Annotated in this window: 25 protein-coding genes and 1 tRNA gene; 8 read left to right on the plus strand and 18 right to left on the minus strand. The window is 58.1% G+C overall.

Features of this window, described 5'->3' with window-relative positions; genetic code table 11:
• Positions 1-329: 329 nt before the first annotated feature.
• The 5 genes from pqqE to pqqA all read right to left on the minus strand — a co-directional run bounded on the left by pqqE (position 330) and on the right by pqqA (position 3,597).
• Entirely contained in the window at positions 330-1,502 is a 1,173-nt protein-coding gene (pqqE, locus tag A7976_RS02010) for a pyrroloquinoline quinone biosynthesis protein PqqE (protein WP_067106249.1), read from the minus strand.
• A 1-nt stretch (position 1,503) separates the two neighbouring features.
• Entirely contained in the window at positions 1,504-1,785 is a 282-nt protein-coding gene (pqqD, locus tag A7976_RS02015) for a pyrroloquinoline quinone biosynthesis peptide chaperone PqqD (RefSeq protein WP_067106252.1), read from the minus strand.
• The gene (gene pqqC, locus A7976_RS02020; RefSeq protein ID WP_067106254.1) at positions 1,763-2,515 is read right to left on the minus strand and encodes a pyrroloquinoline-quinone synthase PqqC; all 753 of its coding nucleotides are present in this window, start codon (positions 2,513-2,515) and stop codon (positions 1,763-1,765) included. The genes pqqD and pqqC overlap by 23 nt, the downstream gene beginning before the upstream one ends.
• A 12-nt stretch (positions 2,516-2,527) precedes the next feature.
• Entirely contained in the window at positions 2,528-3,442 is a 915-nt protein-coding gene (pqqB, locus tag A7976_RS02025; protein ID WP_067106255.1) for a pyrroloquinoline quinone biosynthesis protein PqqB, read from the minus strand.
• An 83-nt stretch (positions 3,443-3,525) separates the two neighbouring features.
• Positions 3,526-3,597, minus strand: a complete 72-nt coding sequence (gene pqqA, locus A7976_RS15420; RefSeq protein ID WP_082877972.1) for a pyrroloquinoline quinone precursor peptide PqqA — start codon at positions 3,595-3,597, stop codon at positions 3,526-3,528.
• Between the two features lie 230 nt (positions 3,598-3,827).
• Between pqqA and A7976_RS02030 the strand changes: the two genes are divergently transcribed.
• Entirely contained in the window at positions 3,828-5,651 is a 1,824-nt protein-coding gene (locus tag A7976_RS02030) for a long-chain fatty acid--CoA ligase (RefSeq protein ID WP_240483767.1), read from the plus strand.
• A gap of 28 nt (positions 5,652-5,679) precedes the next feature.
• On the opposite strand, the gene der is transcribed toward A7976_RS02030, so the two are convergent.
• The 13 genes from der to rnr form a co-directional block, all read right to left on the minus strand.
• Positions 5,680-7,113, minus strand: a complete 1,434-nt coding sequence (gene der, locus A7976_RS02035) for a ribosome biogenesis GTPase Der (RefSeq protein ID WP_067106259.1) — start codon at positions 7,111-7,113, stop codon at positions 5,680-5,682.
• Positions 7,113-8,279: an outer membrane protein assembly factor BamB gene (gene bamB, locus A7976_RS02040; RefSeq protein WP_067106261.1), complete on the minus strand. Its 1,167-nt coding sequence runs from the start codon at positions 8,277-8,279 to the stop codon at positions 7,113-7,115. The genes der and bamB overlap by 1 nt, the downstream gene beginning before the upstream one ends.
• Positions 8,279-8,905: a tetratricopeptide repeat protein gene (locus tag A7976_RS02045; protein WP_067106263.1), complete on the minus strand. Its 627-nt coding sequence runs from the start codon at positions 8,903-8,905 to the stop codon at positions 8,279-8,281. The genes bamB and A7976_RS02045 overlap by 1 nt, the downstream gene beginning before the upstream one ends.
• A gap of 8 nt (positions 8,906-8,913) precedes the next feature.
• On the minus strand, positions 8,914-9,717 hold the full coding sequence (locus A7976_RS14660) for an ATP-binding cassette domain-containing protein (protein ID WP_082877927.1): 804 nt from the start codon (positions 9,715-9,717) through the stop codon (positions 8,914-8,916).
• A complete protein-coding gene (locus A7976_RS14665) occupies positions 9,714-10,547 on the minus strand; it encodes an ABC transporter ATP-binding protein (RefSeq protein ID WP_082877928.1) in 834 nt (277 codons plus the stop codon). Before A7976_RS14665 ends, A7976_RS14660 begins: the two co-directional genes overlap by 4 nt.
• Positions 10,544-11,803 (minus strand): histidine--tRNA ligase, encoded by a 1,260-nt coding sequence (gene hisS, locus A7976_RS02055; protein WP_067106265.1) that lies wholly within the window; start codon positions 11,801-11,803, stop codon positions 10,544-10,546. The genes A7976_RS14665 and hisS overlap by 4 nt, the downstream gene beginning before the upstream one ends.
• 37 nt (positions 11,804-11,840) lie before the next feature.
• Positions 11,841-13,112 (minus strand): flavodoxin-dependent (E)-4-hydroxy-3-methylbut-2-enyl-diphosphate synthase, encoded by a 1,272-nt coding sequence (gene ispG / locus A7976_RS02060; RefSeq protein ID WP_371440601.1) that lies wholly within the window; start codon positions 13,110-13,112, stop codon positions 11,841-11,843.
• A gap of 6 nt (positions 13,113-13,118) precedes the next feature.
• Entirely contained in the window at positions 13,119-13,979 is an 861-nt protein-coding gene (locus A7976_RS02065) for a RodZ domain-containing protein (RefSeq protein ID WP_067106267.1), read from the minus strand.
• Positions 13,980-14,018: 39 nt separating this feature from the next.
• On the minus strand, positions 14,019-14,762 hold the full coding sequence (gene pilW, locus A7976_RS02070; protein WP_067106269.1) for a type IV pilus biogenesis/stability protein PilW: 744 nt from the start codon (positions 14,760-14,762) through the stop codon (positions 14,019-14,021).
• Entirely contained in the window at positions 14,759-15,865 is a 1,107-nt protein-coding gene (gene rlmN / locus A7976_RS02075; protein ID WP_067106271.1) for a 23S rRNA (adenine(2503)-C(2))-methyltransferase RlmN, read from the minus strand. The genes pilW and rlmN overlap by 4 nt, the downstream gene beginning before the upstream one ends.
• Positions 15,865-16,290: a nucleoside-diphosphate kinase gene (ndk, locus tag A7976_RS02080; RefSeq protein WP_067106273.1), complete on the minus strand. Its 426-nt coding sequence runs from the start codon at positions 16,288-16,290 to the stop codon at positions 15,865-15,867. The genes rlmN and ndk overlap by 1 nt, the downstream gene beginning before the upstream one ends.
• Positions 16,291-16,360: 70 nt before the next feature.
• Positions 16,361-17,107: a 23S rRNA (guanosine(2251)-2'-O)-methyltransferase RlmB gene (rlmB, locus tag A7976_RS02085; protein WP_067106275.1), complete on the minus strand. Its 747-nt coding sequence runs from the start codon at positions 17,105-17,107 to the stop codon at positions 16,361-16,363.
• Entirely contained in the window at positions 17,104-19,425 is a 2,322-nt protein-coding gene (gene rnr, locus A7976_RS02090; RefSeq protein ID WP_371440597.1) for a ribonuclease R, read from the minus strand. Before rnr ends, rlmB begins: the two co-directional genes overlap by 4 nt.
• A 129-nt stretch (positions 19,426-19,554) precedes the next feature.
• On the opposite strand from rnr, the gene A7976_RS02095 reads away from it, so the two are divergent.
• The 7 genes from A7976_RS02095 (at position 19,555) to A7976_RS14675 (ending at position 26,181) form a co-directional block, all read left to right on the plus strand.
• A tRNA-Leu gene (locus A7976_RS02095) sits at positions 19,555-19,641 on the plus strand.
• Between the two features lie 312 nt (positions 19,642-19,953).
• On the plus strand, positions 19,954-20,430 hold the full coding sequence (locus A7976_RS02100; RefSeq protein WP_067106276.1) for a DUF421 domain-containing protein: 477 nt from the start codon (positions 19,954-19,956) through the stop codon (positions 20,428-20,430).
• Positions 20,431-20,441: 11 nt separating this feature from the next.
• The gene (locus tag A7976_RS02105; protein WP_088178362.1) at positions 20,442-21,749 is read left to right on the plus strand and encodes a sodium:proton antiporter; all 1,308 of its coding nucleotides are present in this window, start codon (positions 20,442-20,444) and stop codon (positions 21,747-21,749) included.
• 130 nt (positions 21,750-21,879) lie between these two features.
• Positions 21,880-23,607: a PIG-L family deacetylase gene (locus A7976_RS14670; protein WP_082877930.1), complete on the plus strand. Its 1,728-nt coding sequence runs from the start codon at positions 21,880-21,882 to the stop codon at positions 23,605-23,607.
• A gap of 20 nt (positions 23,608-23,627) precedes the next feature.
• Entirely contained in the window at positions 23,628-25,058 is a 1,431-nt protein-coding gene (locus tag A7976_RS02115) for a cytochrome ubiquinol oxidase subunit I (RefSeq protein WP_067106278.1), read from the plus strand.
• Positions 25,059-25,060: 2 nt separating this feature from the next.
• A complete protein-coding gene (gene cydB / locus A7976_RS02120) occupies positions 25,061-26,068 on the plus strand; it encodes a cytochrome d ubiquinol oxidase subunit II (RefSeq protein ID WP_067106280.1) in 1,008 nt (335 codons plus the stop codon).
• Positions 26,068-26,181 carry a DUF2474 domain-containing protein gene (locus tag A7976_RS14675; RefSeq protein ID WP_205633424.1) on the plus strand — a complete coding sequence of 38 codons (114 nt, stop codon included), beginning with the start codon at positions 26,068-26,070 and terminating at the stop codon, positions 26,179-26,181. Before cydB ends, A7976_RS14675 begins: the two co-directional genes overlap by 1 nt.
• Positions 26,182-26,193 lie beyond the last annotated feature (12 nt).

Raw genomic sequence — 26,193 nt, forward strand, 5'->3', positions numbered from 1 at the left:
GTAAAAATGCAGGCAACTATCTTCTTCTTATGACGATGGATAAGCTTCTTGGCTTGCAGCGATCATTTAGAGTTTCTTTTTGCCGGAGAATCTCGCGTAAACCGCAGCAATTGTACACGGCTCCAGGCAGCAATGACGCTGCCGAAAATCCAACGCATCAATGCGCGGCCTGATATTACCGTGAAGCGGCCCCGCCTAATGTTGTTGTGATAATAGGACTGAATCGGTCAACGGAGGCAAGCCCGATTTGCTCCGGAATTCATTCATACTCGCGCCTCGGGCAGGGATACGGCGCAAGGCGCGAGTATGTGAAAAGATTGGCTTATGGTTTATGGCAAGGCGTGGAATTGCTCCACCCGCTCGCGCTCGCCCTCGACCAGTTTGTGAGAGTTCTTGTCTGTGCGGAACACAATGGGCTGCGAAGCGATCTGCGGATTCTTGGCATCCTCGATGGCTTGCAGGATCACGTCGTGGTTGGGGGATAGCGAGCATACCGGATCGGCGCTTTCCGCGTCGCCCGTCAACAGGAAGGCCTGGCAGCGGCATCCGCCCAGATCCTTTTCTTTTTCCGGACAGGTACGGCAAGGCTCCTTCATCCAGCTGTCGCCGCGATACTTGTTGAACGCGGGCGATTCCGTCCATGCCCATTCCAGGCCGTGTTCGCGGACATTCGGGAAGGTCATGTTGGGCAACACGCGCGCGGAATGGCAAGGGAGCACGGTGCCATTGGCGGTGACGATCATGAAGACTTCGCCCCATCCATTCATGCATTTCTTGGGGCGGTCGGAGTAGTAATCCGGCACCACGAAGAACACGCGCATCTTGTTGCCGACGCGCTCGCGGAACTTGTTGGTCACGGCTTCAGCTTTTTCCAGTTGCTCGCGGGTCGGCATCAGCTGCGCGCGGTTGATCAGGGACCAGCCGTAATATTGCGTGTTGGCCAATTCGACGTATTCCGCGCCCAGCGCCTCTGCCATCTCCAGGATTTCGCCGATATGCTCGATGTTGTAGCGGTGGATCACTACATTCAGCACCATGGGATAACCGTAATCCTTGATCATTGCCGCTACCTTCTTTTTCAACTCAAAGGTGTTGGTATCGGTAATGAAGTTGTTGATTTCCTTGGTGATGTCGTGCATCGAAAGCTGGATATGGTCCAGCCCGCCGCGCTTGAATTCGGCGATGCGCTTTTCCGTCAGGCCGACACCGGAGGTGATCAGGTTGCTGTAATAACCGAGGCTGCCAGCTTCCGCGACGATTTCCTCGATATCGTCGCGCAGCAAGGGCTCGCCGCCGGAAATGCCGAGTTGCAGCGCGCCCATCTTGCGCGCTTCCCGCAACGACCGAATCCATTCATCGGTCGTCAGCTCATTCTGCGTATGGCTGACGTAATCCGTCGGGTTATAGCAGAACGCGCAATGCAACGGGCAGCGGTAGGTCACCTCCGCCAATAGCCAGAGCGGCTTGGGAGTGCTTTGTGCTGCAACACCGTTATTCAACATGTCAGTTCCTCACGATCCAGATTTTTTCAAGGCCGAGCTCCAGCATGGCCAGTACATCGCTTTCCAGATCCGGCGCATCGGGAAATGCGGCCTTTAATTCTTCGACAAGCGCAGCCACGGTCTTGTTTCCATCCAGACGGCTCAATACTTCGCCGGCGCCGCCGTTGAGCTTCACCATGCCCTCAGGAAACAGCAGCACGTAGCAGCCTTGCGCCTCTTCCCATTGAAAGCGGAAGTGCGGATTACGGCGAAAAACTTCTTCAGACCTGATCTTGTCGGACATATTGCACGCCATCCTCTATTTTTACGTCACAACACGCCAGCATGATGGAATCCGCCAGCGCCCATAGCACATCCAGCTTGAACTGCAGGATTTCGCAGGCACGTTCCTGCATTTCACGGCTCTGGCTGAAATATTCCAGCGTCACGTCCAGGCCCTGTTGCACATCCCGGCGAGCCTGGGTGAGGCGGTTCTTGAAATATTGCATGCCTTCCGGCTTCACCCAAGGGTATTTGTCCGGCCAGGAATCGATGCGCTGCTGGTGAATGTGCGGTGCAAACAGCTCCGTCAACGAAGAGCAAACGGCTTCCTGCCACGGACGCTGGCGAGCGAAGTTGATATAGGCATCCACCGCGAAACGCGCACCCGGTACCACATATTTCATCGAGGTCACGTCCTCGCGCGTCAGCCCTACCGCATCGCCAAGGCCGATCCAGGCTTCGATTCCGCCGTCGCCGCCCTCGGCAATACTGCCTCCGCCGTCATGATCGATAATGCGCTGTATCCAGCCGCGACGAATCTCACGATCCGTGCAGTTGGAGAGTATGGCGGCATCCTTGATCGGGATCGCGGTCTGATAATAGAAGCGATTCGCCACCCAGCACTGCATCTGCTTCTGCGTCAGCTTGCCCTCATACATCAGGACGTGAAACGGATGGTAAATGTGATAGCCGCGACCACGCTCACGCAGTTTCTGTTCGAATTCCTCGCGGCTCCAGGGTGCGTTGCTCATGCCTTGCTTCTCCTAAAGAATGATGTCCATACCGTCGTAGGAAACCTCGATGCCCTTCGCTTCCAGCTCTTTGCGCTGCGGGGATTCCTCGTTCAGGATGGGATTGGTATTGTTGATATGAATCAGCACGCGGCGTGCTTCGGGATAGGCGGAGAGCACCTCCATCATGCCGCCTTCGCCGGATTGCGGCAGGTGGCCGATGGAGCGTGCGGTCTTGGTCATCAGGCCCATGTCGATCATCTCGGTATTGGTCCAGAACGTACCGTCCACCATGATGCAGTCGGCCTGCTCGAACAGAGGCGGAAGGTGGGGTTCGATTTCGCCCAGGCCCGGCGCGTAAAACAGCTTTTTGCCATTGCTCATGTCTTCGACCAGCACGCCGATGGTGTCGCCGGGATGCGGGTTATTACGATGCGGCGAATACGGCGGCGCGGCGCTCTTGAGCGGGTAGGCCGTGAAGCGCAGGTTGGCGGCACCCGGAACTTCGAACGATTGGCCGTCGGTCGGCACTTGATGCCAGTTAACGCCGCAATAATGGCCGAGAATATTGAACAAGGGATTACCGGTGGTCAGATCCTGCTGCACCATGTCGGTACAGTAGATTTCGCGTTGCTGCTGGCCTTCGCGCAGCATCAAGAGGCCGGTGGTGTGATCGATCTGTGCGTCGATCAGCACGATGCCCGCAATACCGGTGTCGCGAATCGCGCGACCGGGCTGCAGAGGGGCGAATTCCTGTATTTGCTTCAGCACGTCGGGCGAAGCATTGAAAAGCACCCAGTTAACGCCGTCGCCGCTGACGCAGATCGAAGACTGGGTACGTGCGCGGGCTTTGATTGTCCCTTTGCGCAGGCCATCGCAGTTATGGCAATTGCAGTTCCATTGCGGGAACCCTCCACCTGCGCCGGCACCTAAAACGTGAATATGCATGAGATCATCCAGACTGCTAAGGGCATAAGAGCCCTGGAGAGTTAAGCGGGGCCGCCTTGCGGCGACCCCGCGACGTCACAACCTTAGCGGTTGCAAACGTACATGGTCACTTCAAAGCCGAAACGCATTTCGGTAACTTGAGGCTTGGTCCACATGGCATATCTCCTTAAGATAATAATTTGTAATTCGTGAAACTCACCGCCAGCCTCGAAAAAGACTGTCCGCAAGTCCGGTATCCATTCTCCTCAGCATGGCTATCAGGCAACAGCGCAAATATCAGGAAATTCTGCTCATGATTATCATGAGGCCTTATTCCAAGCCATTTCGGGGCAACCTGCATCTTAAAAAATGCGTGCTTTCGCCGTTTTGAGTACCATGGATCCCCATGATGAAGAATTTACATACCGACCCGATTCCCCCGGCACTTGCTATGACGCTGGATGGCCTGTTTCACGAGCGCGCCCGCCGCACTCCCGATGCGCTGGCATATCGCTATTTCAACGAAGCCCAGGATATCTGGCAGGACCTGACCTGGTCGCAAATGCAACAGGAAGTCATGCGCTGGCAAAAGGCGCTGGCGCGAGAATCGCTGCAGCCCGGCGACCGCGTTGCCATCATGCTGAAAAACTGCCCGCAGTGGGTGATGATGGATCAGGCCGCGCTGGGGCTGGGCCTTGTCACCGTGCCGCTCTACACCTCGGATCGCCCGGACAACGTAGCCTATGTACTGCAGGATAGCGGTGCGCGACTTCTTCTGACCGGCAGCGCCGAACAATGGCAGGCGATTCACGATACCGGCCAGCCGCTGCCAGAGTTACAGCGGATCATCTGCATCAGGGATGTTACGCATGACAATGACAACCGCTTATGCCCGCTGTCGTCCTGGCTTCCCGAAAATGTGGCAGAGCCTCCTTCTCCAAGCCATCACGATCCAGACCGGCTTGCATCCATCATCTACACCTCGGGGACAACCGGCAAGCCGAAAGGCGTCATGCTCTCGCATCGCAACATGCTGGAAAACTGCCGCAGCGTGCTGCAAAGCTTCGATGTCTACCGCGAGGACCGCTTTCTCTCCTTTCTGCCGCTATCGCACACCTTCGAGCGTACCGCCGGTTATTACCTGCCGCTGATGGCGGGCGCCACCGTTGTCTATGCCCGCTCCTTTCAGCAATTGCAGGAAGATTTATCGATTGCACAGCCGACCATACTGATGTCGGTACCACGCATTTATGAACGCATACATGTCGCACTGCGCGCAAAGCTGGCGGATGGTCCGGCGTATGCCGCGCGGCTATTTGATCTTGCAGTAAATGTAGGTTACAGCCGCTTCGAATATGCCCAAGGGCGAGGGCCCTGGCGATTAAGCCATCTGCTCTGGCCGATTCTCAAATATCTGGTGGCAAACAAGCTGACACAGCGATTAGGCGGCAGCATACGACTTGCGGTTTCTGGCGGGGCAGCCTTGCCTCCAGAGACCGCGCGCATATTCATCGGGCTGGGAATAACCGTGTTGCAGGGCTACGGACTGACGGAAACCAGCCCGGTGATCAGCGTCAACCGCCCGGAAGATAACGTACCGGCAAGCGTTGGAACCGCGCTGGCGGGCGTCGAAACGCGAGTTGGGGCCAATGGCGCACTTCAGGTGCACGGCCCGACCGTCATGCTGGGCTATTGGCGTGACCCTGCAGCAACGCGAGCAATGGTAGACGATGAAGGTTGGCTCGATACGGGCGACGTCGTTCGCATCGACCCGGCTGGACATATCTTTATCACAGGCCGCATCAAGGAAATCCTTGTGCTTTCCAATGGCGAGAAAGTGCCTCCGGCGGAGATCGAGGCTGCAATAGGCGCCGATCCGCTATTCGACCAGGTCATGGTCGCAGGGGAAGGCTGCGCCTACTTAAGCGCTCTGGTTGTCATCAATGAGGAGCAGTGGCAACTGGCAATGCAGGAGAAAGGCATTCAGGCCGCGTGGCCTGGGAGCCTGCAACACCCCGACGCCGAAAGCCTTGTCCTGGAAAGAATGGCCCGGCAGATGCGGACATTTCCGGGCTATGCCAGAATTCGCCGCGCTGCGTTACTGATCGATCCGTGGACCATCGAAAATGGATTGCTCACTCCGACGCTCAAGCTGAAACGTCCCGCGGTGCTCAAGCGCTATGCAGAAGAGTATCGAAAAATATGCGGGACAAAGAACCTATTTCAGTAGGTTCTAAGCTGCACTCGCCAGTACACCCTCAACGCTTGTTGCGTTCCTCGTCCTTGCGTTCCTTGAGCTTGGCGCGCTGTTCGTTCTTGCGCTTGCGCATGCTGACGATACCCTCGCCCGCCTTGCGCTTTTCCGGTTCGGCAAACGGATTTGCGCCCTGCTTGAACTGCACACGCAGCGGGGTGCCGGAAAGCTCGAACGCGGTACGGAAAACCCCTTCCAGAAAGCGTACGTAGCTTTGCTTGATGCCATCCACATGGTTGCCATGGACCACGATGATGGGAGGATTGCTCCCGCCCTGGTGGGCATAGCGCAGCTTGGGGCGTATCCCCTTGGAAACAGGCGGCTGATGTTGCTGGATCGCATCTTCGAGCACCCGCGTCAGTTTGGGCGTAGGCAATTTGGCCATCGCCGCCTTGAAAGCAACGTCGACCGATTGCAGCAAGGGCGTCAAGCCGCTGCCCTTCAGCGCGGAAATGTAATGGAATTTGGCGAAATCCAGGAATTGCAGCTTGCGGTCGATTTCGCGCTTGATCCACTCGCGCTTGTCGGCATCGAGGCCATCCCACTTGTTGACCGCCACCACCAGCGCGCGGCCGGTTTCGAGGATGAAAGCGGCAATGTGCGCCTCCTGCTCGGTCACCCCATCCTGCGCGTCCACCACCAGAATCACCACATTGGCATCGTCGATGGCTTGCATGGTCTTGATCACGGAGAACTTCTCGACGGCTTCGAATACCTTCCCGCGACGGCGCACGCCGGCGGTATCGATCAGCGTGTAATGCTTGCCGTTGCGCTCGAGATCGATGTAAATGGAGTCGCGCGTGGTTCCCGGCTGATCGAACGCGATCACGCGCTGCTCGCCCAGCAGGGCATTGACCAATGTGGATTTGCCTACGTTGGGGCGGCCGACGATGGCAACCTTGGGCGGCTCTTTCGAGTCGCTAGCGGCTTGCTCCGGTTCTTCGGGCGCAAAATCCTGCAGCACCAGATTGACCAGATCCTTGACGCCTTCGCCATGTGCGGACGAAATCGAAAGTGGATCGCCCAGACCCAATTCATGGAATTCGGCCGCGGCAATGCCTCGGTTCATGCCTTCGGTCTTGTTGACCGCCAGGAAAACCGGACGATTGCTTCGACGCAGACGGTCGGCAATCACCTTATCTTGCGGCGTCAGGCCCTGCCGGCCATCGACCATGAAAACAATCACATCCGCTTCGTCGATAGCCAGCAGCGTTTGCCGGGCCATTTCAGCGAGAATGCCGGTGTCGACCAACGGTTCGAAACCGCCGGTATCCACGACCAGATAAGGAAATTCGCCCACAACGCCGCGGCCATAATGGCGATCGCGCGTCAGGCCGGGAAGATCCGCAACCAACGCATCGCGCGTCTTGGTCAGTCGATTGAATAGCGTGGATTTGCCGACATTGGGACGGCCCACCAATACGAGGGTCGGTAACATTATTTCAGGCTGACTGCATACAAGCCGCCGCCGCTGGTCTGCACCATCAGCGTAGATTCGCCGAGGCTGACAGGTTGCGCCATGACGGAAGTCTTGTCGGTCTGGATGCGCGCAGCGAATGCGCCATCTTCTTTGGCAAGAAAATGCACATAGCCTTCGACATCGCCGACGGCGACATACTCGCCCATGGGCAACGGTGCGCTGACCAGTCGATTCAGCAGGCCGCCTTGCCGCCAATAGCTCTTGCCGCTGCTGTTATCCAGCGCATAAACAGCGCCGCCGCTGTGCGTTACGAAGACTTTTCCGTCGTCGGCAGCCAGACCGGTATAACTGGAGATGTCGCGGTTCCATAACACACGGCCGTTGGTGCGATCCACCGCCGCAACGCGACCCTGGAAAGCCACGGCGTAAACGTAACGACCGTCCACAACCGGCAGGCTGGTAATGTCGGCGATGCGCTCGATTTCGGTGACGCCCTTGGGCAGAGCCACAGAAGCCTCCCACAGCAGTTTCCCGTCATCCGCCTTCAGCGCGACCATCTTGCCGCCGGCAAAGCCGACATAGGCAGCACCATCCGCCAGCGTCACGCCCGCGCTGCTGCGCAGAGTCAAGGACGGCGTTGCGCGCTCATAAACCCATTTGCGCTTGCCGTCCGCAGTGCTCAGCCCGAATATGCGGCTGTCGCCGCTACGCACGACAACGACGCCGGAAGCGACTTTGGGCGCGCTCAGCACTTCACTGCTGATCTTGGATTTCCAGAGCGCCTTGCCGTTCTGGTCGTAAGCCAGCACCATGCCTTTCGGAGTACCGACCAGCACCAGGTTTTCGCCTGCGCCCACCCCGCCCGAAATGCTTTCTCCGGCATTGATGCGCCAGATCTGTTTGCCGGTTGCGGCATCGACCCGAGTGATTTCACCCTTGGTGTTGACAGCGAATACCGAACCGGCATCGACTGCCGGGGTATAGATGTAACCCTCCGCCTCGCCTACCGAGGTACTCCACAGCAGCTTCGCCGCTGCCTTCTGCTTGAAATCCGCCAGGGGCATCGGCGGCTCCTTGACCTCAGGCCCGAACATACGCTCGGAGATGTCTGTCTTGAGATCGGTGAGCGAAGAACAGCCGGCCAGCAGGGCAAAGGCAAGTATGGTGAGATAGCGTAACGACATCAGCTGCCCAATGCGTCAAGTTTATGCTGGGTATAACCGCGGAGGCGTCCATCGGCTTGCAGTTTGGTCAGTGCGTCCGCATAAGCGGTTTTCGCTTCGGCCTTTTTGCCCTGTGCCGCGTAGATATCGCCCTTGAGATCGGCGATGAGGCCATCGAACGCAGCCTCATGTTTTGCATCCAGCGTCTTCAAAGCGGCATCGTAGGCCTTTTCTTCAAGCTGGATCGCGGCCAGTTGCAATTGGGCGATCGAGCGGATGGAGTCTTCCTTGGCATTGCCCATCGCCCACTCCAGTTGCGCCTTGGCGCTCTTGGCATCGTTGTTTGCATAATTCGCCTTGGCGGCGATCAGCGCGGCGCGGCCTGCGTACGACGTACCCGCGTGCTTATCGATAATCTGGCCGGAAGCTGCGCGGATATCCTTGATATCCTTCACGCTCATCTTGGCCAGCGCTTCGTACTGCACCGACGCCTGCAATGCCTCGCTGCGCTGGTAGTATTTCCAGCCTTGGAATCCAGCGAAAACGGCAAGCACAGCAATCAGACCCCACGTTACCATGTTGCCGTTGCGCTTCCACCACGCCTTGAGTTCGTCCAGTTGTTCCTGTTCTTCCAGATCGTATGCCATATCTCTTCCTAATGCGCCAAACGGTGTTGGCCGGGTATTGAATTCAGTAACTTACGCGTATATTCCTGTTGCGGCTCGGCATAAATCCGCGCCACGTCGCCTTGCTCAACGACGCGCCCACGATGCATCACCGCGATTTCATCGGCCATATGACGCACAACGCGCAAATCATGGCTGATGAAAAGGTAGCTGAGCCCCATTTCCTGTTGCAACTCCTTCAGCAACAAGAGAATCTGCGCCTGGATGGAAACATCCAGCGCGGACACCGGTTCGTCGCATACCACCAGTTTCGGCTCCAGCACCAGCGCACGGGCGATGCCGATGCGCTGCCGCTGTCCGCCGGAAAATTCGTGCGGGTATTTTTCCATGTCCGTAGCCAAGAGGCCAACACGCTGCAGCATGCGTACCACCCTCTCGCGCCGCTCGGACGCATTGCCGAGCTTATGTATCAGTAATCCCTCGCCGACGATATCGCCGACTTTCATGCGCGGATTCAACGATGCAAACGGGTCCTGGAATACCATTTGCAAATGACGTCGCGCGGCTCGCAACTCGCTGCCGTTCAGCCCGGCAAGATTGCGGCCTTCGAAATGCACTTCGCCCGCATCGAGGGGCTGCAATTGTAGCAGACAACGCGCCAGGGTGGACTTGCCACTGCCGGACTCGCCGACGACAGCCAGCGTACGGCCCTGCCGCACGGAAACGGCTACGTCGTCCAACGCCTTGATCGTCGTGGAGCCGAAGCCGAACTTGCCGCTGCGCTGCTTGTAAATCTTGGTCAGGCCTTTGGCGGTCAGGATGAAATCGCTCATTGCGCGCTCTCGTTCAGCCAGGCGTAATCGATGGGCTTGAGGGGCTTGCTGCCCTCCGCATCCGGCACGCAATCGAGCAAGGCGCGGGTATAAGGATGCTGCGGGTTACCCAGAACATCGCTCACAGGGCCGCTCTCGACAACCTGGCCGCGGAACATGACCACGACATCGTCTGCGATATCCGCTACCACGCCAAAATCGTGGGTGATAAACAGCATGCCCATGTTCATGCGCTGTTTGAGTTCCGCCAGCAATGCCAATATCTGCGCCTGCACCGTCACATCGAGGGCCGTTGTCGGCTCGTCGGCGATCAGCATGGCCGGCTCGCACGCGATGCTCATCGCTATCATCACGCGCTGGCGCTGACCGCCGGAAAGCTCATCGGGATAGCTGGACACACGCGCGGCCGGAATCCCAACCTGCTCCAGCAATGCAGAGACCTTGCTCTTGAGCGCCTTGCCGCTGAGGCCGAGATGCACGGCCAGGCTCTCGCCGATCTGGTAGCCGATGTTCAACACCGGATTCAGCGAGGTCATCGGTTCCTGGAAAATCATGCCAATGCGCTTGCCGCGAATGTCGCGCATTTGTGCCGGAGTAAATGTGGTCAGGTCATGCCCCTGGAAGACCACGTGCCCGGCTTGGCGCTGCAACGCCGAAGGAAGCAGACCCATGATCGCCAAGGCGCTCAGGCTCTTGCCGCTGCCGGATTCGCCGACGATACAGGTCGTTCTGCCCGCTGCCAGCGCAAAGGAGACGTTATCGACCAGCAGACGCTGCGGATTTGCAGCCGGCGTAACGGTCAGTCCCTCGATGCGCAGCAGGTGGCTCATTCCGCCAGGTATTCCGCCGCTTGCACCAGGTTCATGCGGCTCTGCTCGCCGGATGTGCGCAGGGGCTTGATGCTCACCTCTCCTGCCGTGGCTTCATCGTCGCCGATGATCACCGCGTAGCGTGCACCGCTGGCATCGGCCTTCTTCATTTGCGACTTGAAACTGCCCCCGCCGCAATGCAGGACCACGCTCAGGCCGGAGTCGCGCAACTGCTCAGCGGCCAGGATAGCCATGCGATCGGCTTGTTCGCCAAGATGCAGCATATAGGCATCCGGCATCAGGGCTGGCGGGACAAAGGATTGCTCCTGCAACAGCGCCAGCAAACGTTCGACGCCCATCGCAAACCCGCAGGCCGGAGCCGACTTGCCGCCAATCTGTTCGATCAAGCTGTCGTAGCGGCCGCCGGCACAGACCGTGCCCTGCGCACCCAGGCGGGTGGTTACCCATTCGAACACCGTCGCGTTGTAGTAGTCCAGCCCGCGCACCAGACGTGGATTGATGCGGAATGGAACGCCTGCTGCGATCAGCATCTCCTGCAACTCCTCGAAGTGCTTGCGCGATTCCTCATCGAGATCTTCCGCGAGTTTGGGAGCGGCCTCGATGATGGCCTGCATCGCTGGGTTTTTCGAATCCAGGATGCGCAGCGGATTGCTGTGAAGGCGGCGCTTCGCGTCTTCATCCAGTACATCGGCATGGCCTTCAAAATAACTGATCAGGCGACTGCGATAGCGTGCCCGCGCTTCCAGCGAACCCAGCGTGTTGATTTCCAGCGCCACATCGTCCAGGCCAAGCAGCTTCCACAGCCTGGCCGTCATGACGATGTGCTCGGCATCCATATCCGGGCCGGCAAATCCCAGCGCTTCCACGCCAACCTGGTGGAATTGACGATAGCGGCCCTTTTGCGGGCGTTCATGGCGGAACATCGGCCCCTTGTACCACAGACGCTGTGGAGCGTTGTACAGCAGGTTGTGCTGAATGACTGCACGCACGCAGGAAGCGGTACCTTCCGGGCGCAACGTGAGTTGCTCGCCGTTCAGCCGGTCTTCAAAGCTGTACATTTCCTTTTCGACAATATCCGTCACTTCGCCGATCGAACGCACGAAAAGATCGGTGCTTTCAACGATGGGAGTACGAATCTGCGTATAGCCGTAGGCGCGCAGCCAATCGGCCACGGTATCCTCGAAAAACTCCCACAGGGCGGCGTCGGCCGGGAGTATGTCGTTCATGCCGCGCACGGCTTGTATGGTCTTGCTCATGTTATCTTTGTTGATTCTGTTATTGGTATGTGATTGCTCAGCCCACGGCTTTGAGCGGAATCACTTTGTGCTCGCGGCGCAGCGCGCCGCCTGCGGAATAATGTGTTTTCACGTAGTTCTCGACGATCGCCTGGAACTCCTCGGCAATCGCATCGCCTTTCAGCGTGACGGTTTTTTCGCCGTCGACGAACACCGGCGCCACCGGCACTTCACCGGTTCCCGGCAGGCTGATGCCGATATTTGCCAGCTTGGACTCGCCCGGGCCGTTGACCACGCAGCCCATCACCGCGACGTTCATGGTTTCCACACCGGGGTATTCGTTGCGCCATGCAGGCATTTGCTCGCGCAAATAACGCTGGATCTTCTGCGCCAATTCCTGGAAAAAGGTCGATGTGGTGCGGCCGCAGCCCGGACAAGCCGTCACCAGCGGCGTGAACGAACGGATGCCCATGGTTTGCAGGATTTCCTGCGCAACAATCACTTCGCGCGTCCGCGACTCGCCAGGCTCGGGCGTGAGGCTGATGCGAATGGTGTCGCCTATGCCTTCCTGCATCAGCACCGACAGCGCGGCCGTGGAAGCCACGATGCCCTTGGAGCCCATGCCTGCTTCGGTCAAACCCAAGTGCAAGGGATAATCGCAACGACGTGCAAGCTCGCGATAGACCGTGATCAAGTCCTGCACATCGCTCACCTTGCAGGAAATAATGATGCGATCGCCGGGCAAACCAATCGCCTCGGCCTGCTGCGCGCTTTCCAGCGCGGACTGGATCAGCGCCTCGCGCATCAGCGCTTCGGCCGACAACGGCTGCGCACGCTGGGCATTTTCATCCATCATGCGTGCCATCTTGGCCTGATCCAGGCTGCCCCAGTTGACGCCGATACGCACCGGCTTGTTGTATTGAATCGCCGCCTCGATCATCGCGGCAAACTGTTCGTCGCGCTTGGCGCCCTTGCCGACATTGCCCGGGTTGATCCGGTATTTGGCAAGCGCCTCGGCGCATTCTGGATATTGCGCCAGCAGTTTGTGGCCGTTGTAATGGAAGTCGCCGATCAACGGAACGAAGCACCCCATCGCATCCAGCTTGCGGCGAATTGCACCCACTTGCGCTGCGGCTTCCGGCGAATTGACAGTGATGCGCACCATTTCCGAACCGGCTTGCCACAACGCGAATACCTGCTGCGCCGTTGCTTCCGCATCGGCGGTGTCGGTATTCGTCATCGACTGCACGACCACGGGTGCATGACCGCCCACGGCGATATCGCCGATCATGACACAACGGGTCTTATGGCGATGAATATGCTGTTCGATCAAGACTTACTCCAGAGTCAGACGCGCGACGTTGCCACGAATGTGCGGCGCGAGGTCAACCGTGCTGCCGTTGAAGGTCAGTTGCATGCCGGCGGCATTGCCTATGACGAGCTTGAGAGGTGGCGTTCCGGAAATGGTTTCACTGCTGCCGGTCAGAACGTTTCTGTTGAAAAGTTCCTTGCCATCGCGGTCGGTCACGCTGACCCAGCTGGTTTGGGTAGGCGTCAGCACCAGTTTGGCTGTATTCGCTGCCACAGCCGGCTCTGCAACCGCGCCCTGCGGTGCCGCAGGCACTGCCGGTGCCGGTAGAACACCTTCCGCCAATGGGGCCGGCAACACATCAAGAGACTGCGGAGCAACCGCTGTATCAGGCAGCTCATGCGGAATCGTTGCGGGGTCTGGCTGCGGGGAGGTGCTTTTTTCGCTCGCAAAATCCATGTATGCGAACCAGGCAACGAGAGCCAGAATTACAATTACAATCGCCGCGAGATATATCGTCCAGCCCTTGCGTTCACGGCCGGCAATCAGGATATTTTCCGAGTGCAGGCTGATCTGGCCTGGGGACAATTCGGGGCCATGCACCCGGCAAGCTTCCAGTAAAGGCTCCACATCGATTTGCAGAAGCTTGGCGTAATTGCGCAAGAAACCGCGTACAAATGCCGGGCCCGGCAATGCATCGACATTTCCCGACTCAAGCGCTTGCACCTGGCGCGGCATCAAACGCAAGCGGGATGCGACCTCGTCCACGCTCAGGCCCATGTTTTCCCGCGCTTCGACAAGCAAATGGCCGACCGCCTGCAGGGACAATGTAGAAGCCGGTGTCGTCAATTGCGCGATTTTTTCGGTGTGATCGGATTGTTGTGTCATCTTGAATATCGTATCTATGGCCTGTTGCCGGTTTTATGCTTATTCCGCCAACATGGCTTTGGTTTCGTCGGAGTTCGGGTATTTTCTGCGTAACAGCAGACGATAACTCGCTTCTGCATCCTTGCCGCCCAGAATACGTTCGTTACGAACGCCCAGCCACAGCATTTCCGGCGTCGGGTCGATGTTCTTCATTGCCTGCTCCAGATGAGCACGCGCCTGCAGATGCTCTCCCTTGCCGAAATACAGCTGGGCAAGCTGATAGGAAGCCGCGCGCATATTGGGCTCGACGCGCAATGCATTCTGAAAATAGGTTTCGGCGTTCCTGATATCTTTTTTCTTGAGCGCGCAGATGCCGGCATTCAGATAGGCCGACTCCGGAGTCGCGTACAAAGGATTCTTAACCGCGGTCATGAACTCGCTGATGGCTTCGTCCACGCGATTGCGCACGCACAGGAAAGTACCGTAATTGTTGTGCGCTTCCGAGTTCTCGGGTTCGAGCTGCAAAGCGCGCTTGAAATTGCTCTCGGCCTTGGCATCCTGCTTCAGCGCCGCATGCACCAGTCCAAGCCCGGTATAAGCAGGGGCATAGGAAGAATCGAGTTCGGTAGCCTTGGTGAACTCGTCCAGCGCAATCGCCATCTGCCCTTGCGAGTAATAGGCGGCAGCGAGTTCGGTATGCAATTTTGCACGGTTGCGGCTGTGGGAATCCTCACCGGTTCTGACACCCTTGGCGGCGCAAGCAGCCAGAACCAGCGCCATCAGGATTACGAGTAGTTTTTTCATGCAACGGCCTTGAGAGTGAACTTATGGGTGCGGCGCGTTTTGTCTTCTACCTTGCCGGCGAGCTGGCCACAAGCCGCATCGATATCGTCGCCACGCGTCTTGCGAGTCGTCACGACATAACCCGCCTGCATCAGCACGTCACGGAAACGACGGATGTTATCCGGCCGGGAAGTCGCGTAACCGCTGTTCGGGAAAGGATTGAACGGAATCAGGTTGAATTTGCAGGGCACGCTTTTCACCGTTTGCAGCAGTTGTTTGGCGTGTTCGACCGTGTCATTGACGCCGTCCAGCATCACGTATTCGAAAGTCACGAAGTCGCGCGGCGCTTTTTCGAGATAGCGTATGCAAGCGGCCATCAACTCGGCCAGCGGATACTTCTTGTTGATCGGGACGATTTCGTCGCGAAGCGCGTCATTCGGCGCATGCAGCGACACGGCCAATGCCACCGGGCAGGCATCGCGCAAGCGATCCATCGCCGGAACGAGGCCGGAAGTGGACACGGTCACGCGGCGGCGACTCAATCCGTAGGCGCTGTCATCCAGCATGATATTGAGCGCAGTCACGACATTGTCGAAGTTGGCAAGCGGTTCTCCCATGCCCATCATGACCACATTGGAGATAATGCGTTCGCTGCGCGGCAACATATCGTAGCCGTCGACCTGGCGCAGAGACTGGTTGGCGCGCCAAAGCTGGCCAATGATTTCGGAAACCTGCAGATTGCGGTTGAATCCCTGGCGGCCGGTGGAGCAAAAGGTGCATTCCAGCGCACAGCCAACCTGGGACGACACGCACAGCGTACCGCGGTCATCCTCGGGGATGAAAACGGTTTCCACGCCATTATTGGGCCCGACATCGACCAGCCATTTACGCGTACCGTCATCGGAAATCTGTTCGACCTTGATTTCAGGCGGGCGAATCTCGGCCACCGCGGCGAGTTTCTCGCGCAGCGGCCGGGCAATGTCCGTCATCTGCTCGAAGTCAGTCACGCCGAAATGGTGCATCCAGCGCATCAACTGCTTGGCGCGGAATGGCTTCTCGCCGAGTTCAACAAAGAATTGGGCGAGTTTCGGCTGATCGTAATCGAGCAGATTGACGAGCGACATTAGCGGGAATACACCTGTGACGCAGGGAAGAAATAAGCGATTTCGATCGCTGCATTTTCAGCGGAATCGGAACCGTGCACGGCGTTGGCGTCGATGCTTTCAGCGAAATCGGCGCGAATGGTGCCAGGAGCGGCCTTCTTCGGATCGGTCGCACCCATCAGGTCACGGTGAGCCAGCACGGCGTTTTCGCCTTCCAGCACCTGGATCACCACCGGACCGGAAACCATGAACTTCACCAGATCGGCAAAGAAAGGACGCTCACGGTGAACGGCGTAAAAACCTTCGGCCTCTGCCTGGGACAGATGCGCCATGCGGGAAGCGACGATCTTCAGGCCGGCACCTTCGAAACGCGAATAGATCTTGCCGATTACGTTCTTGGCAACTGCGTCGGGTTTGATGATGGAAAGGGTGCGTTCAACAGCCATTTTGACTCCAAAAGTTAAGTTTATGAAAAGCCCGATAAAATACCATTTTAACGGCCTAAAATAAACCTTTTCAGGCTAGGTTTCTTTGCCTTCTGGCCTCGTAGAGACAGATTCCGCTGGCAACGGAAACGTTCAAACTCTCCACTGTGCCGAACATCGGAATGCTCACCAGCTGATCGCAGGTTTCGGCCGTCAGGCGGCGCAGGCCGGTGCCTTCGGCGCCGAGCACTATGGCAATGGGGCCAGAGAATTTTGCGGTAAACAGGTCATCCTCGGCTTCGGCTACTGCGCCCACCAGCCATACGCCGGCCTCTTTCAACTCGCGCAATGTACGCGCCAGGTTGGTCACGGCGATGAAAGGCACGGTTTCCGCCGCTCCGCAGGCAACCTTGCGCACTGTCGCATTCAGCCCGGCGGCACGATCCTTGGGAGCAATCACCGCATGCACGCCCATTGCATCGGCGACGCGCAGGCAGGCGCCGAGATTGTGCGGGTCCTCCACACCGTCCAGCACCAGGAAAAACGGCGGCTCGGCGAGATCGGACTCGAGAATATCGTGGATGTCCTGGTACGGCAGCGGCGTATCCGCCACGCGCGCCAGCACGCCCTGATGGCGGCCGTTGGCGGCCAAGCCATCAAGGCGCTCCTTCTCCATCTGCATCACGCGCACGTCCTTTTGCTCGGCCAGTTGTAGCAGATCCTGCATACGGGCGTCCTTACGTGTCTTGTCGACACAAACCTCCTGCACGCTGGCGGGGTTCTGACGTATGCGGCTCAATACCGCGTGAAAGCCGAATACGATACGGGTGATGCTCATTTCTTTTTAGTGCCTTTCCTGCTACGGGTGGATTTTGACTTGCTTTTGCCGCGCGTGCTGCTGGGCTCGCTGGATTTGCGTTTGGACGAATCAGACAGAGCAATCCTGGGACGCGCTCCGCCGGCAGCCTTGCCTGCCGGTTTGGCGGTCGATTTTGCTGCGGGCTTCACAGCCCTTTTCGCCACTGGATTCGTGGCCGGCATTTTGGCCGGTTTCTCGCCCGGCGTCGACACCGCCGTTGCCGGCAATGCATCCAGCACGAAATCGATTTTGCTGGTTTCCATGTCGACGCGCGCCACTTTCACGCGCAGCCGGTCGCCCAGGCGGTAACGCACGCCGGTACGTTCGCCCGCCATTTCATGCCGCATCGCATCGAAATTGAAATAGTCGTTGCCAAGCTCGGTGACGTGCAGCAGGCCCTCGACATAGACTTCGTCCAGCGCCACGAACAGGCCGAAGCTGGTGACGCCGGCCACGGTACCGTTGAATGTTTCGCCGACCTTGTCCTGCATGTAGAAACACTTGAGCCAGGTTTCCACGTCGCGCGTCGCATCGTCGGCGCGGCGTTCGGTCATGGAGCAATGCATGCCCAGCGCATGCCAGTCGCCGGCCTTGTATTTCTTGCTTTCCAGCACTGCATTGATCGAACGGTGGATCAGCAGGTCGGGATAGCGGCGGATAGGCGAGGTGAAATGGGTGTAATGCTCGTATGCCAGGCCGAAGTGTCCGACATTGTCCGGACTGTACACCGCCTGCTGCATCGAGCGTAGCAGCACGGTCTGCAACAGCTGTTCGTCCGGACGCCCCTTGATGTGCTCGAGCAGCTTGCCGTAATCCTTGGCATGGGGCGTATCGCCGCCGCCCAGCGCGAAGCCGAACTCCGCCATGAAACCGCGCACCTTCTCCAGTTTTTCCGGCGTCGGGCCTTCGTGGATGCGGTACAGGGCCGGGTGATCATGCTCTTTGAGAAAATCCGAAGCGCAGACGTTGGCCGCCAGCATGCACTCTTCGATCAACCGGTGCGCGTCATTCCGCACCACCGGCACGATACGGTCGATCTTGCCCTGGTCGTTGAACATCATCAGCGTTTCGGTGGTTTCGAACTCGATGGCGCCGCGCACGGCACGCGCCACAGCCAATGTCTTGTAGAGCGTGTACAGGTGCTGAACATGCGGCATCAGCCACGCGTATTCCCTGGCCGTTTCGCCTTCCGGATTGACGATCATGTCGTACACCTTGGTATACGTCATGCGCGCCTTGGACAGCATTACCGACGGGTAGAACTTGTAGCGCTTGATCTTGCCCTTGGCATCGATCTGCATGTCGCACACCATGCACAGCCGCTCGACATCGGGATTGAGCGAGCAAAGACCGTTGGACAACGCTTCCGGCAGCATCGGGATGACGCGACGCGGGAAATACACCGAGTTGCCGCGGTCGTAGGCGTCCTTATCCAGCGCTTCGCCCGGCCGCACATAGAAGCTCACATCGGCAATCGCCACCACCAGCCTCCAGCCCTTGCCCTTGCCCTGCGGCTCGCAAAAAACGGCGTCGTCGAAATCGCGCGCGGTTTCGCCGTCGATGGTCACGAGCGGCAACTCGCGCAAGTCGACACGGCCCGCCCAGTCGGATTTGCGGACCTTCTTGGGATAGGCCTCGGCCTGTTTCACGGCCTCAGGGTTGAACAGATAAGGCAATTGATGCTTGCGCAACGCAATTTCGATTTCCATGCCGGGATCGGCATAGTTGCCGAGGATTTCGACGACCTTGCCGATAGGTTTGGCATAGGCGGAAGGTTGCTCAATCAGTTCCACCATCACCACCTGCCCGGCTTTGGCCTTCATCTCCTGGCCTGGGGGAATCAGAATATCCTGCGGGATGCGCCTGTCTTCCGGGGCAACCAGCACAACGCCGCTTTCCACCAGCAAGCGTCCTACCAGGCGCTTGGTCACGCGCTCCAGCACTTCGACGATCTTGCCCTCCGGGCGTCCGCGCCGGTCCAGGCCGGACTGGCGCACCAGCACGCGGTCGCCATGCATCACCTGCGCCATCTCTTTGGGCGAGAGGAAGAGATCGTCACCGCCGGCATCCGGGATCAGAAAACCGAAACCATCCTGGTGGCCGTGCACCTTGCCCGGAATGAGATTAACTTTCTCGGCGATGCATAATGCATCCTTGCGGTTGCGAAAAATCTGGCCGTCGCGCTCCATCGCGCCGAGACGGCGATTGAAAATGTCATGCTCGGCCTTGCGGATGCCCAGCAGCTTGTAAAGACGCTCGATGCTGAGCGGCGCCCCCTCTTCCTCCATGATTTGCAAGATGAATTCCCTGCTGGGGAGCGGGTTCTCATAATTGGCGGCCTCACGGCCGGCATGCGGATCTTTTGCTCTTTGTTTTTTGATCGTTGACAAGTTCGAATTTTCCTCTAAAATGGCGCTCTTTTCGTTGCCCAGATGGCGAAATTGGTAGACGCGCTAGGTTCAGGTCCTAGTGGTGGAAACACTGTGGAGGTTCGAGTCCTCTTCTGGGCACCAGACGAATCTCCGGAAACCGCATCATGCTCAAGCAGATGCGGTTTTTTTGTTTTGTGCGCTCGCTTGCAGTTGAAAGGCATGTGAGGCATTTTACCCTACTCACTCGCGCGTTCATTGCTATTTGCGATGAGAGTTGAGACAACCGTATAAACAAATACGTTTAATCGGGCCGATAAAAACGCCATTGCTCGGCGTCAGTATTTTCCTACATCGCCCCACTGCATATCCTATAGATAAATTTGCAGCGCGTCCGATACCCATCATCCGCCAGGCGCACGACAATGTCAGAGTCCTGATTTACGGGAGAGCGCGATGTTGCAGGAACTGGTGGCATTCAGCGTCAGTCCATGGGAAATCGTGCTGCGCGGTACGCTGATGTACTGGTTTTTGTTCGCTGTGTTCCGGTTTTTGTTGCGACGCGATATCGGTAACGTCGGCATAAGCGATTTTCTTTTCGTCGTTATCGTGGCGGACGCCTCGCAAAGTGCGATGAGCGGCGATTCGAAAACGGTTGCCGACGGCATTCTGCTCGTGAGTACGCTGATTTTCTGGAATTACCTGTTCGATTATGTCAGTTACAAATCCTCATTCATTCGTCGCTTTACCGAACCTTCTTCGATCATGCTGGTAAAAAACGGCAAACTCATACTCCGCAACATGCAACGCGAATACATCACAAGAAGCGAGGTGCAGGCCAAAATGCGCGAAGAAGGAATCGAGGATATCAATAAAATCAAGGAAATGCGTCTTGAATCGGACGGCTCGATCAGCGTCATCCAGCAAGACTAGCGCCCTTCGCCATGGCTGCCCAACACGAGAATTATGCGGCACAGGAGCTTCTGCGCAGCACGGATCTCGGCTTCTTCAACATCGAGCTTTATGACGTTCAACTTTTGCTGGTGGCGACCGTCATTCTCGCGGCCGCAATCGCTCCGCGCTTGACGGTCAATCGGTTTCTGAGCGCGCCCATGGTATTCATGCTGATCGGCATGACGCTCTTTGCTCTGCCGGTGGACATCCATCTGCCCAACCTGGTTGACGCGCGCTGGCCGGAACGCCTGACCGAAATTGGCTTGCTGATCGCTCTCACGGCCGCGGGACTCAAGATCAATCACCCTTTTGCATGGACATCCTGGGAGCTTAGCTGGCGGCTGCTGGCTTATACCATGCCGCTGACCATTGCCGCCACGGCACTGCTCGGCTGGTGGGCTCTGGGCATGGTGCCGGCCACAGCGCTGCTTCTCGGTGCCGTAATCGCGCCTACCGACCCGGTGCTGGCTTCCGAAGTCCAGACGACCGCGCCCGATTCGCCGGATTATTCCCGCACCCGCGTCGCACTGACAACCGAAGCGGGATTGAACGATGGCCTGGCTTTCCCTTTTACCCATCTCGCCATCGCCGTTGCTGTTGTCGGCCTGAATCCTGCAGACTGGTTTGCAGGCTGGCTGGTGATGGACGTTTTCTATCGCATCGCGGCCGGTGCCTTGATCGGGGCGGCATCCGGCTGGCTGCTGGCAAAAATCCTGTTCGGATTCAAATCGGCTGACTTCTTCACAACCGGCAGCATTGCCCTCAGCCTGACGCTCATCCCTTATGCACTGGCGGAATTGGCATCCAGTTATGGCTTCATTAGCGTATTTGTTGCCGCCTGCACGTTCCGGCAGCAGGAATCACGCCATCGCTACCAACAGATCCTGCACGATTTTTCGGAAGAAATGGAACGTATCCTCATCGCTTTGCTGATGTTTCTGATCGGTGCATACATCGCAAGCGGAGCGTTGGCGCCGTTGACATGGGCAGGCATGACGGTCGCTCTGGCAGTGATTTTCGTGGTGCGTCCGCTGGCCGGCATGATTTCATTTATCGACCATCCGTTGCCGCCCTGGGACAAATGGGTGTTGTCCTTTTACGGCATCCGCGGCATCGGTTCGCTTTATTACCTCGGGTATGCGCTGCACCGCACCGAATTCCCGCAGGCGAAGGAATTATGGGCGGTGGTTCTGCTCGTCATCGTGATTTCCGTTATTGCCCATGGCTTGTCCGCCAAGCCCGTCATGGCGGCACTGGATCGGCATACGCAACGCAGGAATGCAACCAAACGCGCATAACTGCATCCAAACATTGTGGATAACACTTCATGAATTCCTACAGCCAAATCAGCATTTGCGTGATTAACCCGAGATGACAATATGAAGATGCTTTGGTTAATTGGTCATTCACACTAACGAGAATAATCTCATGAGCGCTTCCACTCCTCCCAGCCGGCCCGATCGCGTACTGGTTTTTGCCGTTCATCCCGATGACGAGACGCTGGGCGCCGGCGGTCTGATACAGAAGGCCCTCAAGTCCGGTTCGGAAGTTCGCGTCATCCTGGTCACCAACGGCGACAACAATCCCTGGCCCCAACGCTTCGTTGAACGTCACTGGAAAATCACGGCGGAAGATAAGCAACGTTGGGGAAAACGCAGGCGGGAAGAGGCGCTGGCCGCGCTCGCCTTGCTTGGGGTACAGGCCGATCAGGTGTTTTTTCTGGGGCTGCCCGACCAAGGCCTGACCAGCCTTCTCAATCTCGGCAGCGACAGCATCGAAGAGCGCATCGTCGCGGAAATCGCCGAGTGGCAGCCTAGCTGCATCGTCGTCCCGGCACTACAGGACAAACATCCCGATCACAATGCATTCGGATTGATGGTGGAACTGGCCTTGGATCGGCTAAGTCCCGAGCAGACTCGTCCGCAAATACTGTATTACCTGATACACGGAAAGCCCTTGTATGCCCCCGCTTGCAGCATCGAGCTGAGCGACGACGAATTGGAGCGCAAGCGGGAAGCGACCGTGTGCCACGCAACCCAGATGGCCTTATGCCGCAGCCGCTTCATGCGTTATGCGGTGCGGCGTGAAAACTATCTGGGCGCGCCCATGCTCGATTCCTACCAGTTGCAGCATCCTGTCAGACTCGTATCCGCGATGCCGCCGCTATTGACACTGCATGTGCACCTCTCCGCCTGGGTTCGCCGTATGGGCAAACCGACGTTAACCATCATGACGGGGCCTGCCGCCTACCGGATCGATCTCGGTTCCCGCGGTACCGCCGAAATCCATGACAGCACCACCAATGCCGTCATCGGGCAGGCCTATATCGTCGACATCGATGAAACGCTCGAGCTTTCGATGCCAATCTCCCTGTTCGAGGAAGTCGAGCGGTTTTACTTCAAGGTGGAACGTCGCTGGGCATTTTTTGACCCTGCCGGCTGGCGCGGCGCGAACCTTGTCAACCCAAAGGTGCAAGCTGGCGTGATCGGCCTCATGCCGTGCTACGACGTCGAGGACTTTTGCGAGCAAGTCATGCTGGGCACCTTGAAACATGTCGATCACCTGATCGTCATCGACGACGGCTCCACCGATAATACTGCGCAGATCGTGCGCCGCATGGCCGTGCAACTGCCCGGAAACATCAGCCTGATCCGCTTCGACAAAAACCAGGGCAAGGGTGTGGGGCTGATGGCCGGTTTCATTCATGCGCTCAACCATTTCGATTTCGAGACGATGGTCACGCTGGATGCGGATGGCCAGCACCCGCCGGCACGGATTCCGGAACTGGTCGAGAGTATCCACCAAGGCGCGGAAATGGTCATAGGCGAGCGCCTTCTCGCCGAAATGCCGGGACGCAGCCGCGTGGGCAACACGCTGGCAACGCACGCGATCCGCTGGCTGTACCCGCATGCGCCGTCCGACACGCAATCCGGCATGCGTGCTTTCAGCCGTGAACTGGTCGAAGAGATCGCGCGCCGGATTTCCGGCAGCCGCTACGAAACGGAATTCCAGATTCTGTTGCTCGCGCTTTCCAAGGGTAAACGCATCGCCACGGTGTCTATCCCGACGATATATATCGATAACAACCGCTCTTCCAAGTTCCGGCCGGTGATCGACACCTTGCGCATTGCGCGGGCGATGATCCACTGGCATTAGCGCCAGACCGGAGAATGCCGATGTTCGATCTCAGCGCACTGGAACTTGCCCGCATACAATTCGGTTTCACCATCTCGTTCCACATCATTTTTCCGGCGATCACGATCGGGCTTGCCAGTTACCTGGTCGTGCTCGAAGCCTCCTGGCTTCGCAGCGGACGCCAGCTCTATCTCGATCTCTACCACTACTGGCTCAAGATCTTTGCCGTCAACTTCGGCATGGGCGTGGTGTCGGGCATCGTGATGTCCTATCAGTTCGGCACCAACTGGAGCCGGCTTTCCGACTATGCCGGCAGCATCCTCGGGCCACTGCTCACCTATGAAGTGCTGACTGCATTCTTTCTCGAGGCAGGCTTCCTCGGCGTGATGCTGTTCGGCCGCAACAAGGTCGGGCCTGGACTGCATTTTTTCTCGACCCTGATGGTCGCGCTCGGCACGCTGATTTCCGCGACCTGGATACTGTCTGCCAACAGCTGGATGCAGACGCCCACCGGCTATCTGGTTGCCGATGGCCGCCTGATTCCTAACGACTGGTGGCTAATAATCTTCAACCCGTCTTTCCCCTATCGCCTGGCTCATATGGTCGCGGCGGCTTTCCTCGCGACAGCGCTGTTCGTGGTGGCATCCGCCGCATGGCACCTGCTGCGGAAAAATGACAACGCCATGGTGCGCCGCATGTTTTCGATGGGCTTGTGGATGATCCTGCTGGTAGCGCCCATTCAGGCAGTGATCGGCGATTACCACGGGCTGAACACGCTGGAACACCAACCTGCAAAAATCGCCGCGATCGAAGGCCATTGGGAAAACAAGGGTGACGAAGCCGTGCCCTTGATACTGTTCGGGCTGCCCGACATGCAGCGCGAGGAAACGCGCTTTGCCCTTGAAGTGCCTCATCTCGGCAGCCTGATCCTGACCCATAGCTGGAACGACCAGTTTCCGGGGCTGAAGGAGTTTCCGCCCGAGTACAGGCCTAACTCGGCGATCGTTTTCTGGAGTTTCCGCATCATGGTCGGCCTTGGGGTGTTAATGATTTCACTCGGCCTGTGGAGCGCATGGCTGCGCTGGCGCAGGAATCTCTTCCATTACCGGCCTTTTCTGCATTTTGCCTTGTGGATGGGGCCGTCCGGCCTTGTTGCGATACTCGCCGGATGGTTCACGACCGAAATCGGCCGCCAGCCATGGACGGTTTACGGCTTGATGCGCACGGCGGATTCTGTCTCAGCCCACGGCGCAACGGAAGTTGGCGTGACCTTGCTGTTATTCATTCTGATCTACACGGCTGTATTCGGCACCGGCATCGGCTATCTGCTGCGGCTGGTGCGTATCGGGCCGCAAACCGGCGAAAGCCATGCTCCCGATACGGGCGGGCCGGGACAAGAGCGGCAGCCGATGCGGCCCTTGTCCGTGGTGACCGGTCCGGATGAAAACACCTCAACCCGGCTGGAGAATTGAACATGGAAACCGCCCTCCCCTATATCTGGGCCATTGTCATTCTCTTCGCGATCATGATGTACGTGGTGATGGATGGGTTCGACCTGGGCATCGGCATCCTTTACCCTCTTTTCAAGGATAAGGAAGACCGCGATCTGATGATGAACAGCGTTGCACCCGTCTGGGACGGCAACGAAACCTGGCTGGTGCTGGGCGGCGCAGGCCTGCTGGCAGCTTTTCCCCTGGCTTATTCGATCATATTGAGCGCGTGCTATTTGCCGTTGATCTTCATGCTGATCGGGCTGATCTTCCGCGGCGTCGCGTTCGAGTTTCGCTTCAAGGCACACGAACACGACCGTCATTTCTGGGACAAGGCCTTTATCGGCGGATCGCTGGCCGCGACATTTTTCCAGGGAGTGACGCTCGGTGCCTACATACAGGGTTTTCCAGTCGTCGAACGCGCCTATGTCGGCGGTCCGCTGGATTGGCTGACACCGTTTTCCCTGTTCACCGGCATCAGCCTTGTTGTGGGTTACGCATTGCTGGGCAGCACCTGGCTGATCATGAAGACCGAAGGTCACGTACAGGCAGAGGCCTATCGCATTACCAGACGGCTGGTCTGGCTGTTGTTGCTGGCGATCGTCGCCGTCAGCCTGTGGACGCCGCTGATGGATGCCGAGATCGCCCGGCGCTGGTTCACCCTGCCCAACCTGCTGTGGCTTTCCCCGGTGCCGCTGCTGGTCGCGCTCTGCGCCTTTCTGTTGCTGAGATCCGTGACGCGGCAAGCGCAGACCGCGCCCTTCCTTTACACCCTCGCGCTGATATTCCTGTGCTACGCCGGGTTCGGCGTCAGCCTGTGGCCCAATATCGTCCCGCCTGGCATCACGCTCCAGGCAGCTTCTTCACCGCCACAGAGCCAGGCATTCACGCTGGTCGGCACGCTCATCATCCTGCCGGTCATCCTGGGATACACCTTATGGGCCTACCGTGTATTCCATGGCAAGGTGCGACACGGGGAGCATTACCACTGATGTGGAAGAAGCTGGGCTGGATGCTGCTGATCTGGGCCGTCAGCGTAGTCGCGCTGGGGATCGTGGCTTATGGGCTGAAGATGCTGATGAAAGCCGCAGGCCTGGTCCAGTGATTGCGGAGACGA

This window comes from Methylobacillus sp. MM3 (assembly GCF_001645185.1).
Taxonomy (GTDB): Bacteria; Pseudomonadota; Gammaproteobacteria; order Burkholderiales; family Methylophilaceae; genus MM2.